The organism is Thiemannella venezuelensis, from assembly GCF_014203605.1.
Taxonomy (GTDB): domain Bacteria; phylum Actinomycetota; class Actinomycetes; order Streptosporangiales; family Streptosporangiaceae; genus Planomonospora_A; species Planomonospora_A venezuelensis.
In genome coordinates this window covers 44474-59968 of sequence record NZ_JACHJJ010000025.1, presented here as the reverse complement: position 1 = coordinate 59968, position 15495 = coordinate 44474, and the positions used below count along the sequence as shown (strand labels likewise).

General features: G+C 72.9%; 10 protein-coding genes. 5 read left to right on the top strand and 5 right to left on the bottom strand.

Features of this window, described 5'->3' with window-relative positions:
- Positions 1-112 precede the first annotated feature (112 nt).
- Positions 113-2680, top strand: a complete 2568-nt coding sequence (locus tag FHS22_RS29345) for an ATP-binding protein (RefSeq protein ID WP_184946944.1) — start codon at positions 113-115, stop codon at positions 2678-2680.
- 53 nt (positions 2681-2733) lie between these two features.
- Complete coding sequence (locus FHS22_RS29340) at positions 2734-4833, top strand: M6 family metalloprotease domain-containing protein (RefSeq protein WP_338048009.1); 2100 nt, start codon at positions 2734-2736, stop codon at positions 4831-4833.
- A gap of 98 nt (positions 4834-4931) precedes the next feature.
- Here the strand turns inward: FHS22_RS29340 and FHS22_RS29335 are convergent, their stop codons facing one another.
- Complete coding sequence (locus FHS22_RS29335; protein WP_184946942.1) at positions 4932-6077, bottom strand: acyl-CoA dehydrogenase family protein; 1146 nt, start codon at positions 6075-6077, stop codon at positions 4932-4934.
- Between the two features lie 126 nt (positions 6078-6203).
- Here FHS22_RS29335 and FHS22_RS29330 point away from each other — a divergent pair, with 126 nt between their 5' ends.
- The gene (locus tag FHS22_RS29330; protein ID WP_184946941.1) at positions 6204-8828 is read left to right on the top strand and encodes a tetratricopeptide repeat protein; all 2625 of its coding nucleotides are present in this window, start codon (positions 6204-6206) and stop codon (positions 8826-8828) included.
- Between the two features lie 72 nt (positions 8829-8900).
- Here FHS22_RS29330 and FHS22_RS29325 read toward each other — a convergent pair whose 3' ends face one another.
- A complete protein-coding gene (locus FHS22_RS29325) occupies positions 8901-9776 on the bottom strand; it encodes a hypothetical protein (protein ID WP_184946940.1) in 876 nt (291 codons plus the stop codon).
- A gap of 161 nt (positions 9777-9937) precedes the next feature.
- Between FHS22_RS29325 and FHS22_RS29320 the strand changes: the two genes are divergently transcribed.
- On the top strand, positions 9938-10735 hold the full coding sequence (locus tag FHS22_RS29320; protein ID WP_184946939.1) for a tyrosine-protein phosphatase: 798 nt from the start codon (positions 9938-9940) through the stop codon (positions 10733-10735).
- On the opposite strand, the gene FHS22_RS29315 is transcribed toward FHS22_RS29320, so the two are convergent.
- The 3 genes from FHS22_RS29315 to FHS22_RS29305 form a co-directional block, all read right to left on the bottom strand.
- Positions 10736-11773, bottom strand: a complete 1038-nt coding sequence (locus FHS22_RS29315; RefSeq protein WP_184946938.1) for a Gfo/Idh/MocA family oxidoreductase — start codon at positions 11771-11773, stop codon at positions 10736-10738.
- The gene (locus tag FHS22_RS29310; RefSeq protein WP_184946937.1) at positions 11766-12674 is read right to left on the bottom strand and encodes a proteasome assembly chaperone family protein; all 909 of its coding nucleotides are present in this window, start codon (positions 12672-12674) and stop codon (positions 11766-11768) included. The genes FHS22_RS29315 and FHS22_RS29310 overlap by 8 nt, the downstream gene beginning before the upstream one ends.
- Before the next feature lie 258 nt (positions 12675-12932).
- Positions 12933-15164, bottom strand: coding sequence for an ATP-binding protein (locus FHS22_RS29305; protein WP_260408407.1), 2232 nt, complete (start codon positions 15162-15164; stop codon positions 12933-12935).
- Positions 15165-15303: 139 nt separating this feature from the next.
- On the opposite strand from FHS22_RS29305, the gene FHS22_RS29300 reads away from it, so the two are divergent.
- Positions 15304-15471, top strand: a complete 168-nt coding sequence (locus FHS22_RS29300; protein WP_184946936.1) for a hypothetical protein — start codon at positions 15304-15306, stop codon at positions 15469-15471.
- Positions 15472-15495 lie beyond the last annotated feature (24 nt).

The window sequence follows — 15495 nt, the reverse complement described above, 5'->3', positions numbered from 1 at the left end:
GCCACGCCCGGCGGCGGATCCGGGGGGTATCTGCGGCCTTGCGCCCTTCCACTGCCTAACGTGGCTGCTGGGGCCTGGTTCGGCGGGTGCGGACAGCGCGGGGGGACGGATCGTGGAGACGGCGGATCGTGTTCGCGACGCGCGGCGGCTGCAGGCGCTGCGCGCCACCGGCCTGCTCGACGCCGCCCCGGTGCCGTCGCTGGACCGGGTCACCCGGCTGACGGCCCGGTTGCTGGAGGCGTCCGCCGCGATGGTGTCCCTGATCGACCTGGACCGGCAGGTGGTCGTCAGCGCGGCGGGACCCGGCGTGCGGCAGGCGGTGCGGGACACTCCCCTGTCGCAGTCCATGTGCGTCCACGTCGTGGTCGCCGACGAGCCGCTGATCGTGGCCGACGCGAGGGCCGACAGGCGGTGGTGCGGCCTCTCCGCCGTGTCCGAGGGCGAGGTGGCGGCCTACGCCGGGGTTCCGCTGCACGCCTCCGGCGACCAGGTGCTGGGCACGCTCTGCGTGGTCGACGCCGAACCCCGCCGGTGGAGCCGGGAAGAGCTGGAGGAACTCGAGAACCTCGCCGCGATCGCGGAGTCGGAGATCGCGCTGCGGCTCGCCAGGACCGAGGCGCAACTGTCGGAGACGCGGATGCAGACGGTGCTCGACCGGGCCCCGGACGCCTTCGTCTCGATCGACGGCGGCGGGGCCGTGACGGCGTGGAACGCCGCGGCCGAGCGGCTGTTCGGCTGGTCGCCCGCCGAGGCCGTGGGCCGGCCGGTCAGCGACCTGATCATGCCGGAGCGGCTGCGGCGGTCCTACGGCGAGGCCCTGATCCAGGGACGCGGCGGCGGCGCGGCGCTGGACGGGAGGCGGCTGGAGCTGACCGTCGTGGACCGGACCGGGCAGGAGTTCCACGCCGAGGTGGTCCTGCAGGCCTGCAGCGAGCGCGGCGAACCGGTCTACCACCTGTTCCTGCACGACATCACCGACCGGCGCCGGATCGCGGTCCTGCGCGACGCGCAGCAGGCCGTGGCCCAGGCGCTGGCCGACGCGGGCTCCGCCGAGCAGGCCGCCGCCGACGTGACCGCCGCGGTCACCGGCGTGCTGGGCTGGGCGTGCGGCGAGTACTGGCAGGTCGAGCCCGGCGGCGATCTCATCTCCCGCACCGGCCTGTGGACCGGGCCGGGCCGGGACCTGTCCCCGCTCACCAGGGACCAGCCGTCGTCGTTCCACCGCGGAGAGGGGCTGGCGGGGCTGGCGTGGGCGGCCGGCCACGAGATCTGGATCCCCGACCTGCGCGCCGACCCGCGCGACTTCATCCGCAAACCGGCCGTGCTCCGGGTCGGCCTGCGCGCCGCCATGGCGCTGCCCGTCCGCAGCGGCCGGCAGGTGCTGGGCGTGCTGACCTTCTTCTCCGACACCGTCCAGGAGCCCGACGACGACCTGGCCGGGCTGCTCGACGGGATCTGCGCCCACGTCGGCCGGTACATGGAACGGCGCCGCGCCGAGGAGCTGACGCTGACCCTCGCCGCCAGCCGCCGCCGCTTCGAGCAGGTCGTCACCAAGATCGACGACCATGTGTGGAGCGTCGAGGTGGCCGCGGACGGGGTGATCAAGCCGGTGTACGTCCCGTCCAACAGCACCAAGGTGTTCGGCGGCACGCCTCCCGTCGGCTCCGACATGGTCGCCGTCACCCGTGAGCGCCTCCACCCCGACGACCTGGCCGTCTTCACCGAGTTCCACACCACGCTCGCCTCCGGGAGAGCAGCCGAGGTCGAGTGCCGCTTCATCGGCCTGGACGGGGTCACCCGCTGGGTGTGGAGCCGCGCGACGCCCCGCCGGGAGGGCGACCGGCTGCTCATCGACGGCATCTCCACCGACATCACCGAGCGCCACTACCTGGCCGAGGAGCGCGAGCTGCTGCTCGCCAGGGAGCGGCAGCAGGTCCGCCGGCTGCAGGAACTCGACCGGATGAAGGACGAACTGGTGGCGGTGGTCAGCCACGAGCTGCGCAATCCCGTCGGCACCATCCGCGGCTACGCCGAGATGCTCGCCGGGGACCCCGAGCTCACCGGTGAGCACCGCCTGTTCGCCGACGTCATCGACCGCAAGAGCGCCCACCTGCAGAACCTGGTCGACGACCTGCTGGACCTGGCGCGCTTCGACGCCGGGCACGTCGACATCGACCCCCGCCCCGTGTCGCTGGCCCGGCTGGTGCGCCTGGCCGCCGACGAGCACCGGCCCGCCGCCCAGGCCAAGCGGCTGACGGTCAGTGTCGAGCCGGCGGGCCTGCTGCCCGTGCACGCCGACCCGGTACGGCTGCGCCAGGCGCTGGACAACCTGCTGTCCAACGCGATCAAGTACACCCCCGACGGCGGCGCCGTCACCGTCACCGCCGGGCGCGAGGGCGGCGAGGTGGTGCTGAGCATCGCCGACACGGGCATCGGCATTCCCCCCGAGCAGTACCCGCAGCTGTTCACCCGCTTCTTCCGCGCCTCCACCGCGCTGGAGTCGGGGGTCAAGGGCACCGGGCTGGGCCTGGCCATCACCCGGGCGATCGTCACCGCGCACGGCGGCACGATCGCGGCCCGGCCCGGGGACGAGGGCGGGACGGTCTTCGTCGTACGGCTGCCGGCCGACCCGCCCTCCTCGCCCGGATCCGCGCCGCCTGCGGAGGCGTCCGGAGCCTGATCCTTACCGCAGACCGTTGATCTCCTGTAAAGAGATCTATAGCGTCATTTATCGTGATCAAACCCCCCAGGTTGGCGAAGGCGCTGATCGCGGCAGTGATCCTGCTCCCTCTCGGCCTCGCCTCCATCCCCGCGTCCGCCGAACCCGCCCCCGACCCAGAACACCCCTGGCGGCTGAACCACTGGCCGCAGCAGCAGCCCTGGCAGCAGGACGCCCCGGCGGCCGCGCTGCGCGGCGGCCGGCCCGGCGCCCCCGCCCCGATCGATCCGCAGAACTGGAAGAACCCGGACCACATGACGTGGGCCGACTACGTCAAGCCCCCGGGCACGAACTGGGCCGATCCGGCGGTCCAGGGCTCCGTACGCACCTTCCGCGGCGCGCTGGTCCTGCTCGACTACCCCGGCCAGCCGTTCGTGGTCACCCGGCCGAAGGGGTCGACGGTCTTCGGCAACCCCAGCGCCGAGGCCCACGACGTCCCGCGCGAGCAGGTCGCCGGGTTCTACAAGGACTTCCTCAACACTCCGAACCGGCTCAACCGCGGCCACACCATCCACGAGTACTGGATGGAGGACTCCGGCGGGCGCTACGGCGTCGACCTGACCGCCTTCGGGCCGTACCAGATGCCCGGCAAGTCCCACGAGTACGCCATGGAGTTCCAGGGCGGCACGGCCTGCCCGGCCGGGGACACCTGCACCAGGAACATCAGGACCGACGGGCGGGCCGCGTGGACCGCCGACGTGGGCGAGGAGGTCCCCGCCGGGTTCGACTTCGTCTTCTACCTGAGCGCCGGGCAGGACGAGTCGGCCACCTGGCAGGAGTTCGGGCCGATCAAGTTCCCGACCAAGGAGGCGGTGACCGACGACTTCGGCCCGCCGGACCCGGCCCTGCCCAACTGGGCCAGGACCCGCTACGTCGAGTGGACCTCCTGGGCCTCGGCCGCCTCCATCTGGCCCAACGCCGGCGGCGGCTCCTCGACCCAGGCCGAGAGCTCGGGCCAGGGCGTCTACGCCCACGAGCTCAGCCACATCCTCGGCATCGGCGACAACTACAACAACCCGTTCGGGGTGCCGCCGCGCCGCTCCTACACCGGCATCTGGGAGATGCTCAGCCGGGGCAGCTTCAACGGCCCCGGCGGCCCGCACAGCCGCTGGACGATCCCGCCCACCGGCGGCGGCTCGATGGGCGCCCAGCACATGCTCCGCAACAAGATCAAACTGGAGATGGTCGACGAGAAGAACGTCCTGCGCCTGTCGCGCGAGGCGCTCGACGAGTCCGGCGCGGTGGTCGCCAGGGTGACCGCCCGCACCGTGCAGCCGGGTGAGAACGGGCTGGCGGGGATCAACGTCGCCTTCGACACCGGCGACCGGAGCCCGGCCTGCGACGTGGCCGCCGACCCGTTCTGCGACGGCGGCGGCTACGAGAACTACACCGTCGAGGTCGTCGACCGGATGGGCGCCGACTCCTTCACCCCGGACTCCGGCGTGCTGCTGGCCAAGACCAAGAACGCCGACCGGGCCCCGTTCGAGTGGGTCATCGACGCCAACCCCCAGGACATCGGGATGACCGACTACGTCCTGCCGGACGGCACCGCCGTGCCCATCACGATCGGCGACTACCGCCAGCTCTCGGACGCCCTGTTCCACGCGGGGACCGGCTCCGGCAGCGAGTTCGAGTACGTCGACGAGGCCAACCGCCTGCACTTCTACGTGCTGGACGTGCACCGCGACCGTACGGGCGTGCTCTCCTACACGGTCGCGATCCGCTCCCTGGACGGGGCGGGCCCGGCCAGGCGCGGCGTGCGGCTGCTCCCGGCCGCGGGGATCCCCGTCCCCGGCAAGGGGTACTCGACCTGTCGCTTCCCGCTGTTCAACACCGGCGCCAAGGCTCCCGCCCAGGGGCAGCACCCCGAGGACGTGCGCGCCTACCTGGGCAGTGACGTCTACCGGCTCTCGGCCGCCGTCGAGGGCCGCGGCTGGACGGTCTCGCTCCCGAACGAGCTGGCGGCCGCGGAGTCCGGCCGGCACACGACGGCGGCCGTCCACGCCCTGCGGGCGCCGGGCGGCAGCCGGCTGGCCAAGGTGACGCTGACCGCCGTCTCCGAGAGCGACCCCTCGAAGACGGCCAGGGCGACCTGCCACGTGGCAGGTCTGTGACGGAACCGCACGGGGGTACGGCGCGCCCGCCGTACCCCCCTCCACCGGGCCGGGCCGCCGGGGCGGCCCCCCCGGCGGCCCGCCGGGTCCGGGACCGCCTAGAGGCCCAGGTCGCGGCCGATGATCTCGCGCATGATCTCGTTGGACCCGGCCCAGATGCGGGTCACCCGCGCGTCCATCCAGGCGCGGGCCACGCGGTACTCCTTCATGTAGCCGTAGCCGCCGAACAGCTGCACGCAGGCGTCCAGCACCTCGTTCTGCACCTCGGAGGTCCACATCTTGGCCTTGGCGGCGTCGACGGCGCTCAGCTCCCCCTCGGCGTGCGCCGCGGTGCACTGGTCCACGAAGGCCTGGGAGACCTCGACCTTGGTGACCAGGTCGGCCAGGACGAACTTGTTGTGCTGGAAGGAGCCGACCGCCTGGCCGAAGGCCTTGCGCTCCTTGACGTAGCCCAGCGTCTCGGTCAGCACGGCCGCCGCGTGCGCCAGGTTCGCCACCGCCGAGCCGAGCCGCTCCTGCGGGAGCCGCTCCATCATCGCGATGAAGCCCCGGTCGACCTCGCCGATCACGTTCTCGCCGGGCACGCGCACGTTCTCGAAGAACAGCTCGGCGGTGTCGGCCTCCGGCTGGCCCACCTTGTCGAGCTTGCGGCCCCGCGTGAAGCCCTCCATCCCGGTCTCCAGCGCGAACAGCGTGATGCCCTTGGCCCGCTTCTCCGGGCTGGTCCGGGCGGCGACCACGACCAGGTCGGCGCAGTAGCCGTTGGTGATGAACGTCTTGGAGCCGTTGACGATCCAGTCGGAGCCGTCGCGGACCGCGGTGGTGCGCAGCGCGGCCAGGTCGGAGCCGCCGCTCGGCTCGGTCATGCCGATGGCCGTGATCATCTCACCGGAGCAGAAGCGCGGCAGCCAGCGCTTCTTCTGCTCCTCGGTGGTCAGCTCCACCAGGTACGGCGCGACCACGTCGTAGTGGATGCCGAAGCTGGAGGACAGGGCCGCGCTCTGCGCGGACAGCTCCTCGCCCAGCACCGCGTTGAAGCGGTAGTCCCCGGCCGCGCTCCCGCCGTACTCCTCCGGGACCTCCAGGCCGAGGAAGCCCTGCCGCCCGGCCTCCAGCCAGACCTCGCGTCCGATCATCCGGTTCTCGATGAACTCCTCGGCGCGCGGGGCGACCGAGCGGGCGACGAACTCCCGGACCGACGCGCGGAAGGCGTCGTGGTCGGGACCGTAGAGAGTACGTTTCATGGCATATCAGTGTACCGACCGGTCGGTATCACCTCCGAAGGGGACCACCGGCTTTGCGTCTGCTTGAATGAATCTTGAGATGACACGCTGACCGCGTCGGGGGCGCGGCCTTCCCCGGGGGAGCGCATGCCAGGCTCGCCGCACGTCCCTGACCGCCACGACGGCAGGCCGCAGGCCGGCCACCACGACGACAAGCCGTACGCCGGGCCGGGCAGGAGCCGGGCCCTGGCGGCGCCCGCCGCGGCCGGGCTCGCCGCCGCGGTGGCCAGCGTCCTCGCCACCTCCCTGGACGTGTGGGACCTGCCCACCTCGGTGAAGGTCGCCATCACCGTGCTCGCCGGGGTTCTGGTCGGCCTGCTGACCTGGGCCACGACCGACCGGCGGCCCGCCCTGTCCGACGCCCCGCCCGACCTCTCCTGGCGGCCGCCCGACCAGTGGCCGCCGGTCCCCGCGCACTTCACCGGCCGGACCGATTCGCTGGCCGAGCTGCGCGAGGTGCTCGCCCGGTGGCGCCGCCCGCGCGGCCAGGAGGAGGGCGCCTCGCCGCTGGTCGTCTCGGTGTACGGCAGGGGCGGCGTCGGCAAGTCCATGCTGGTGACCAGGTTCAGCCACGAGGTCGCCGGCCGGTTCCCCGACGGGCGGCTCTACGCGGACCTGCGCGGCGAGGTGGACGCCCCGATCAGGCCCGAGGAGGTGCTGACCGGTTTCCTGCGGGCGCTCGGCGTCCGGCTCACCACCGACCCCGGCGGCCTGGACGAGCTGCGCAAGCTCTGGCTGACCTGGACCAAGGGCAAGCGGATCCTGATCGGCCTGGACAACGCCGAGAGCGGCGACCAGGTCAAGGACCTGATCCCGGCCGAGCCCGACTGCGCCGTCATGATCACCTCCAGGCACCCGCTGCACCTGCTCAACACCTACGACAAGCGGCTCTCGGAGTTCGGCGAGGCGCAGGGCGTGGAACTGCTGGCCCGGCTGGCCGGGGACGACCGGATCGCCGCCGACCTGGAGTCCGCCCGGGAGATCGTCGCCATGTGCGACCGCCTGCCGCTGGCCATCAGCATCTGCGGCGGGCGCCTGGCCACCCGGGAGAACTGGTCGCTGCGCGAGCTGGCCGTGCGGCTCAGGGACGAGCGCCGCCGCCTGGACCAGCTCGAACTCGCCCCCAGCCTGGACAAGAGCGTGCGCGCCTCGCTCCAGCTCAGCTACGACGCCTGCACCGGCATCCAGCGCCGCCTGCTCCGCAGGCTCAGCCTGCTCACCGCCCCGGACGTGCCCGGCTGGGTCGCCGGCGAGCTGCTCGCCACCTCCGAGCCGGACGGCGCCGACCAGCTGGAGGCGCTCATCGACACCCAGCTCGCCGAGTGCTCGGGCACCGACTTCTCCGGCACGATGCGCTACCGGCTGCACGACCTGGTCCGGATCTTCGCCCGCGAGCTGGCCGGCTCCTACGACGCCGACGGTTCCGGCCGGGCCGCCGTCGAGCGGGTGCTGTCGGGCTACCGCCGCCGGGCGGAGGCCGCCGCGGTGGCCCGCTGGCCGCAGGACTGGGGCCGCAGCGGGCGGGGCGGGCAGGGCGGGGACCAGGACGCCGCGGTGCGTGCCCAGGTCTCGGCGGCCGACTGGCTCAACGCCGAGCGGCTCACCATGGTCGCCATGATCAATGAGGCGAGGAGCCGGGAGCTGTGGGAGCTGGCCTGGGGCCTGGGGCGGGCCTTCTGCTCGCTCTGCCACTCGCTGCGGGCCTACTGGTCCGACTGGCGGACGGTGGCCGGGGTGCTGTGCGAGGCCGCCGGGCACATGGGCGACCGCCGGGCGCTGGGCATCGCGCTGCTGGACCGGGCCGCGGTGGCGGGCGGGCAGGGCGGCCACCAGTCCGCCCGCGAGGACGCCGAGCGGGCGCTGGCCCTCTTCACCGAGCTCGGCGAGCGGTGGTGGGCCGCCCGGGCGATGCGCTCGGTCGGCATGGCCCTGTTCAGCGACGGGAGCCTCGACCGGGGACAGGTCTACCTCATCGACGCGATCGCCGCATTCAAGAGCGAGGAGGACCGCTGGTGGTCGGCCAGGACCCAGCGCAACCTGGCCGAGCTCCGGCTCGTCCAGCGCCGGTCCGACGAGGCCAGGGAACTGCTGGAGGACGCCCTGGCGGTCTTCGAGCACGACCGCAACCGCTACTCCGAGGCGCAGACGCTCCGCGCCTACGGCGAGGTGCTCGGCGCCACCGCCCGGGGCCTGCACGAGCGGGGGGAGTTCCGGGCCGCCCAGGAGCACTTCACCCGGGCGGGGTTCAGCCTGGACCGCGCCGCGGAGATGTTCCGGCTCCGCGGGGAGGAGTGGGAGTTCGCCCGCTGCCTGCGCGCGGCCGGAGAGGTCGGCAACCCGGCCAACCGGCTCAACGAGCTGAAGTACGTCCGGCAGGCCGCCGACCTGCTGGCCAAGCTGGGCGACTCGTGGGGCGTGGCCAGGGCCGAGCTCTCGGCCGGCCGGGTGCACGCGAGGGCGGGCCGGATCCGGGAGGCGGAGCGGTCGCTCCGGCGGGCCGCGGACGCCTTCGAGGAACTGGAGGACCGGTGGTGGATGGCGCGGAGCCTGCGCTACCTCGGGGAGGCGCACCTGGGCGCGGGGGAGTGCGAGGCGGCGGTCCCCCCGCTCAGCGGCGCCCTGGACATCTACCGCAGTCTCGGCAACCAGGCGGGCATGGGCCGGACCCTGGAGGCCCTGCGCCGTGCCAGGGAGTGCCCGGACCGCTCCTGACCCGGCCCGGGCGCTCCCCGGTTCCCGGCCCGGCGGCGGACCGCGGTCTCCCCGTCCCGGCCGGACGCCCGGTCACGCCGTCCCGGTGCCGGTCAGGTGCCCGGCGGCCCGGCGGGCCTCCGCCATGCTCTCCAGGAACAGCTCCCTGATCCGCCGCGCCTGGCCGGTCATCTCCTCCAGCCGCGGTACGGCCAGCTCGTCGCCGGCGGTCTCGGCGAGCAGGTCCTCGTACTGCGGGGTCCGCTCGGCCAGCAGCTCCAGCTGCCGGTAGGAGCGGTAGACCGCGTCGGCTCTGCTGACCTGGGCGGCGTACTCCTCCAGCGCCCGGACCCGTCCGGCCAGGGAGTCCGCGGCCCGCTCCAGCGCCCCGGAGTAGGGCGCGAAGGCCTCGGCGACCTCGGGCGGGGGAGCGGCCGGGACGATCCGCCGGTGCTCCGCCCGCATCGCCGAGAGCCGGGCCAGCTTCGTGGCGGTCTGCCAGACCTGGTCGGGCAGCGTCACCGCGTTGTCGATCGCGTCGAGCAGGCCGGCGCGGTTGACCTGGGAACCGAGCACGGTCTCGGCGGCGTCCTGCGCGCGGCGGAGCAGCGCGCCGCAGTCGGCGTCGAGGTCCTCCGGCAGGACGAACCGGTGGCTGTGGTCGAGCGCCACCCGCATGCGGCGCCGCGCCTGCCGCGCCGCGGGGTCGGCGGTCAGCCGGCGCATCCCGGTCAGGACGCCGGCCACGGCCAGGAGCAGGAGCATGCCGGTGAGGCTCGTCAGCGCCCAGGCCAGCCCCAGCAGGGCGGCGGCGGAGAACACCTTGACCGGGTCCGGCCCCGGGGCGGAGGGGATGTCGCCCAGCCGTACCGAGCGGAGGATCTCGGGGCTGGAGCGCAGGACGGAGGAGACCGCGGCGGGGAGGGAGGGATCGACGACCAGGCTGGGCGGGCGGCTGCGCGGCTCCACGCGACCTCCTCACGGTGGGAATCGTCAACTGCTTCCCACTTTTCTCCATCATGAGCGCTATAGGGCAATTTCGGACGCTGCAGAGGAAACATCGGCATTTGCGGCAATGCATCCTCTCCGTTAACTGTGCAGCCATATATCGATGTATAGACTCATCCATGATGAACGACTTCACGCGATGGATCGATCTTGAAGGTGCCGTCAACGTGCGCGACCTCGGTGGGCTCGCCACAGTGGACGGCGGGACCACGAGCTTCGGCCGGGTGTACCGGTCGGACAACCTGCAGGGGCTGACCGGGCGCGACGTCGAGCGGCTCGTCGCCGAGCTCAAGCTCCGCCACGTGATCGACCTGCGCTCCGGCCCCGAGGTCTCCCTGGAGGGGCCGGGCCCGCTCACCCGCGTCCCCGAGGTGAACATCCACCACCTCACCCTCTTCGCCGAGGGCGGCAGGCACACCGACGTCGACGCCGACACGATCGACGCCGACCGGGTGCTGCCCTGGCAGACCCGGGTCGAGGAGGATCTGGCGGAGCTCCGGGTCACCGGCTTCTACTACGCCTACCTGCGCGACCGCCCCGACTCCGTGGTGGCCGCCCTGCGGGCCATGGCCCACGACGACGGCGCCGCGATCGTGCACTGCGCGGCGGGCAAGGACCGCACCGGAGTGGTCTGCGCCCTCGCCCTGGAGGTCGCCGGAGCCACCCGCGAGGCCATCGTCACCGACTACGTCGCCACCGGTGAGCGCATCGAGGGCATCCTGGCCAGGCTGCGCGCCAGCGACACCTACCGCGACGACCTCGACACCCGCACGGCCGACGAGCACCGCCCGCGCCGCGAGTACATCGAGCAGTTCCTGAGGGTGCTGGACGAGCGGTTCGGCGGCCCGCTGGCGTGGCTCGGCGCCCAGGGCTGGACCGAGGCCGACTCCCGGGCGCTCCGGTCCCGCCTGCGCGACTGACTAGAGGGAGACGGCCGAGCCCTCGGCGGCGGAGCGGCGGGCGGCCTCCAGGACGGTGAGGGCCTCGACGACCTCCTCGACGCCGACCGGGGGCGGAGCGCCCTCGCGGAGGGCCGCGGCCACGGCCCGGTAGAAGGCGAGGTAGTCGCCGGGCTCGGTGCGGATCCTGCGGCCGTCGGCGTCGGTGCCCAGCACGCCCCAGCGCTCCTCGGGGTCGTCCCCGAAACCGGGCGAGTCCGGGGTGAGCCCCGCGCGCAGGCGGTCCTCCTGGACGTCCAGGCCGTGCTTGACGTAGGCGGCCCGTGAGCCAAGGACGCGGAAGCGCGGCCCGAGCTGCGGGGTCACCGCGCTGACCCACAGGTGGGACCGGGCGCCGCCCGCGTGGGTGAGGGCGATGAAGGTGTCGTCGTCGGAGACGACCCCGTCCCGGCGGACGTCGGACTCCGCGTAGACCGAGACGGCCGGGCCCAGCAGGCGCAGGGCCTGGTCGACCAGGTGGCTGCCGAGGTCGTACAGCAGGCCGCCGACCTCCGCCGCGCCGCCCAGCTCCCGCCAGCCGCCCTTCGGGACCGGCCGCCACCGCTCGAACCGGGACTCCAGCCGGTTCACGGCGCCGAGCCCGCCCGAGTCGACCAGCCGCCGGATCGTCAGGAAGTCGCCGTCCCAGCGCCGGTTCTGGAAGACGGTCAGCATCAGGTCCCGCTCCCGGGCCAGTTCGGCCAGGGCGCCGGCCTCCTTCGCGGTCGCCGCCAGCGGCTTGTCCACCACCACCGGCAGCCCCGCCCGCAGGGCCGCCTCGGCCAGTGGGACGTGGGTGCGGTTGGGGGAGGCGACCACCACCAGGTCGACGGAGCCGTGCAGCTCGGCGGCGTCGGCGACCGGCCGCGCGCCGTACCGGGCCGACACCTCGGCGGCGCGCCCGGCGTCCCGCGTCACCACGGAGGAGAGCCGCAGGCCGGGCGTGGCGGCGATCAGCGGGGCGTGGAAGAACGCCCCGGCCACGCCGTACCCGATCAGGCCGACGCGGAGGTCAGTCATTGCGGCGCTCGTCCCGTTCGGCGAGGAAGGCCTCGAACTGGGCGGCGAGCTCGTCACCGGTGGGCATCTCGGACGGTTCGGCGATCAGGTTCCCCCGCTCGGAACCGGCCGCGAAGGCGTCGTACTGCTGCTCCAGGCCGCCGATCGCGGTGGACAGCTCCTCCGACGCCTCGATCTGGGCGGCGATCTCCGCGGTGGTCCGGACGGCGGCCTCGCGCAGGCTCTCCATCGGGAAGACCAGGCCGGTGCCGCCGGTGACGGCCTCCAGCGCGGTCACGGCGGCCGTGGGGTACTCGGCCTGGGCGAGGTAGTGCGGGACGTGCACGGCGTAGCCGAGGACGTCGTGGCCCTTCGCGCCGAGCCGGAACTCGATCAGGGCGGCCGCGCTGCCGGGGACCTGGACCCTGCCGAAGGCGCTGGTCTGCCCGGCGACCAGCTCCGGGCGGCTGGCGTGGCCGGTGAGGCCCAGCGGGCGGGTATGCGGGACGGCCATCGGGATGCCGTGCGCGGTGACCAGCCTGCCGACGCCCAGGCGGGTGACGAGCGACTCGACGGCGGCGGTGAACAGCTCCCACTCCCGGTCCGGTTCGGGCCCGGACAGCAGCAGGAACGGCGTGCCCGTCGTGTCGTGGACGAGGCGCAGGACCAGCTCCGGGCTCTCGACCTCCACCCACCGGTCGGTGTCGAACGTCATGATCGGACGCCGGGACCGGTAGTCGAGCAGGCGGTCCACGTCGAAGGTCGCGATGACCCGGTGCTCCAGCTCGGCGAGGAGGTGGCCGACGGCCAGCCGACCGGCCCCGCCCGCGTCCACGAAGCCGTCGAAGTGGTAGAGCAGCACCGGATCGGTCAGCTCGGGAAGATCTCCGCTGAGCCGGTAGAGATCCGTCGGGTCGAACACCGTTTCCAGCCTTTCGTCGATCGTCTCTTCAGATGAACCCGCGGGAGGCCCGGTGAATTCCGGCGGCCCCGGCGATCTGGAGGGCACCCTACCGGGGGGCGGCGGACGGCGTGCAGCCCGACCCGGAGCGCCGGGTGACCGGGGCGCCCCCGAAGGTGGGCGCGGATCTCCGGACGGCGGCGAGCCGTCGCCGCCGGACGCGGCGCGGACGTCCGGTCAGGAAGAACACCACAAATGGTGAGGAAATTGGGTCTGAAACTATAATCTGCCATTGTTTGCCCGGATATGGGAAATCATGTAACGCTCCGGCATGCTGGAGGGGTGGGAACTCCAACTGCGCACAGGTTCGACCGGCTCCCCCTCAGGATTCCTCCGCTGCCCTGCCCCTTCCCCAGCGAGATCAACCCGCACGTCGAAGAGGTCGACGAGGAGAGCCACGCCTGGCTCGGAGCCTCGGGCATGCTGGACAAGGAGGGCGGGCTCGCCGAGGATGCGCTTGCACTCCTTCACGCACCGGTCGTGCTCGGCGTTGAAGAAGGGCGAGTTCATCTGGGGCATCCCGAAGGTGCGCCAGTTCTGCTGGCCCGCGCCGAGCAGCCGGGCCGCCACCTCGGCCTGGCCGGTGTCGAGGACGAGCCTGGCGACGATCTCGATCGCCAGGCCGATCCCGAGGACGTCGTGGAAGTAGCGCTTGAGGCGGAGCGCCTCCTGGGCGTTGTCCAGCGCCTCGGCGCTGCGGCCCGTCGCCATCTGGGCCATCGCCAGCGCGTACAGCGCGTAGGAGCGCAGCCAGAGCTCGCCCCGCTGGGTGCAGACGGAGATGCAGTCCTGGAGCAGGGCCTCGGCCTCCACCGGCTCGTTCTGCATCGTCAGCACCAGCGAGAGCTCGACGATCGAGGGGAGCAGCCCCGGGTTCAGCTCCCGGCCGCTCTTGTGGAACTCGATGGCGACTCCGAGCAGCGCGCTGGCCTTCTGCAGGTCGTTCTGGAGGACGGCCGCGGTGCCGAGCATCTTGGTGGCCAGGATGACCGCGCCCGAGTCGCCCACCCGGACCGCGTCCGAGCTGCACTGCTCGGCGGCCTCGACGGCGCCCGTGGTGTTGCCCTGGCCGCTGTGGATGTAGGACAGCACCCACAGGGCCTTGCACCGCTCGGAGCTCGGGTTGGGGACCAGCGAGAGCGCCTTCTCCAGGTAGAGCCGGCCCTCGCGGGCCAGGCCGCAGGCCACCCACATGAACCACAGGGAGGACAGCAGCTGCAGCCCGGCCGTCGCCTCGCCGGGTCTGTTCAGGCAGTAGTCGAGCGCGACACGGACGTTGTCGTGCTCGTGCCGCATCCGGACGTACCAGTAGACCTGGCGGGGACCGGACCAGGCGTCCTCGCCGCGCATGGCGAGCTGCAGGTAGTAGTCGCGGTGCCGCTCGCGCACCGCGTCGGTCTCGCCGAGCTTCTCCAGCCACTCCTCGCCGTACTGGCGCAGGGTGTCGATCAGCCGGTAGCGATGCCCCGAGGGGGTGCCGTCGCTCAGCAGGATGGACTTCTCCACCAGGCTGGAGATGAGATCCATGATCTCTTCGGCGGAGAGGTTGTCCCCGGCGCACACGTAGCGGGCGGCGTCCAGCTCGAAGTCCCCGGCGAAGACCGAGAGCCGGGCCCAGAGCAGCCGCTCGGCGGGCTCGCACAGCTCGTGGCTCCACCCGATCGCGGCGCGGAGCGTCTGGTGCCTGGGCAGCGCCGTACGGCTCGCGCCCGCCAGCAGGCTGAAGCGGTCGGCCAGCAGCGCGAGGATCTGCTCCACCGAGAGCGCCCGCATCCGGACCGCCGCCAGCTCGATGGCCAGGGGGATGCCGTCCAGCCTGCGGCAGAGCTCGGAGACCGGGTCGATGTTGTGCTCGTCGAGCGTGAAGCTGGGCAGGACCGCGCCGGCCCGGGCGGCGAAGAGCTGCACCGCCTCGTTGGTGAAGGGGTTCTCCCCCGGGGCGTCGCCGGGGACGGCCAGCGGCGGGATGGCGACCGTGTGCTCGCCCCTGGCGTTCAGCGACTGGCGGCTGGTCGCCAGGATGGTCAGCTGCGGCGCGTTGCTCAGCAGGTCCTCGAAGAGCGCCGCGCAGGCGTCGACGAGGTGCTCGCAGGTGTCGATGATCAGCAGGATCTCGCGGTCGCCCAGCCACTCGACCAGCGTCTCGTCGGCCGAACGCGGCGACTGGTCGGCGATGCCGAGCGCGGAGGTGATCGTGTGCCGGACCATGCCCTGGTCCTGCAGGCGGGCCAGGTCGGCGAACCACACGCCGTCCTTGAACTGGTTGCGGACCATGTGCGCGATGCGCAGGGCGGTCCGGGACTTGCCGACGCCGCCGATCCCGGTGACCGTCACGAGACGGTGTTCGTGCAGGCGCTGGCGCAGCGTCGTCAGCAACCTGGTGCGCCCCACGAAGCTCGTGAGCTCGTTGGGGAGATTGCCGTCTCGCCGCCAACCTGATGGCGTTGCCATGGCCGCCTCACGGGGGGTAGCTGACACCTGCTCTGGCATCGTACAGCTTGGGCCGTTGGCTGTCTTTTGGGCCGTGGGCGCGGTGAAGAGCTTTACCCGGGCGGCCGTCACCTGCCGTGACTCTCGTTACCATGGTCGGGTGACAGAGCAGCACCCAGACGACCTGCGCACCGTCGACCTCTCCGAGGACGGTCCGGAGATCCTGCCCGACCAGACCTCCGACGACACCGACCTCGGCTGGGGCGAGTGGCGCGACTCCGGCGGCAACGACGACCGGCTCCTGGAGGACCGCCCGCCCCACTGGTAGGCCCGCGGGACCGCCGGGGGCGGC

Coding starts and splice junctions, on each gene's coding strand:
- FHS22_RS29335 (WP_184946942.1), bottom strand. CDS start 6,077: ATGAAACGTACTCTCTACGGTCCCGACCACGACGCCTTCCGCGCGTCG.
- FHS22_RS29330 (WP_184946941.1), top strand. CDS start 6,204: ATGCCAGGCTCGCCGCACGTCCCTGACCGCCACGACGGCAGGCCGCAG.
- FHS22_RS29320 (WP_184946939.1), top strand. CDS start 9,938: ATGAACGACTTCACGCGATGGATCGATCTTGAAGGTGCCGTCAACGTG.
- FHS22_RS29315 (WP_184946938.1), bottom strand. CDS start 11,773: ATGACTGACCTCCGCGTCGGCCTGATCGGGTACGGCGTGGCCGGGGCG.
- FHS22_RS29305 (WP_260408407.1), bottom strand. CDS start 15,164: ATGGCAACGCCATCAGGTTGGCGGCGAGACGGCAATCTCCCCAACGAG.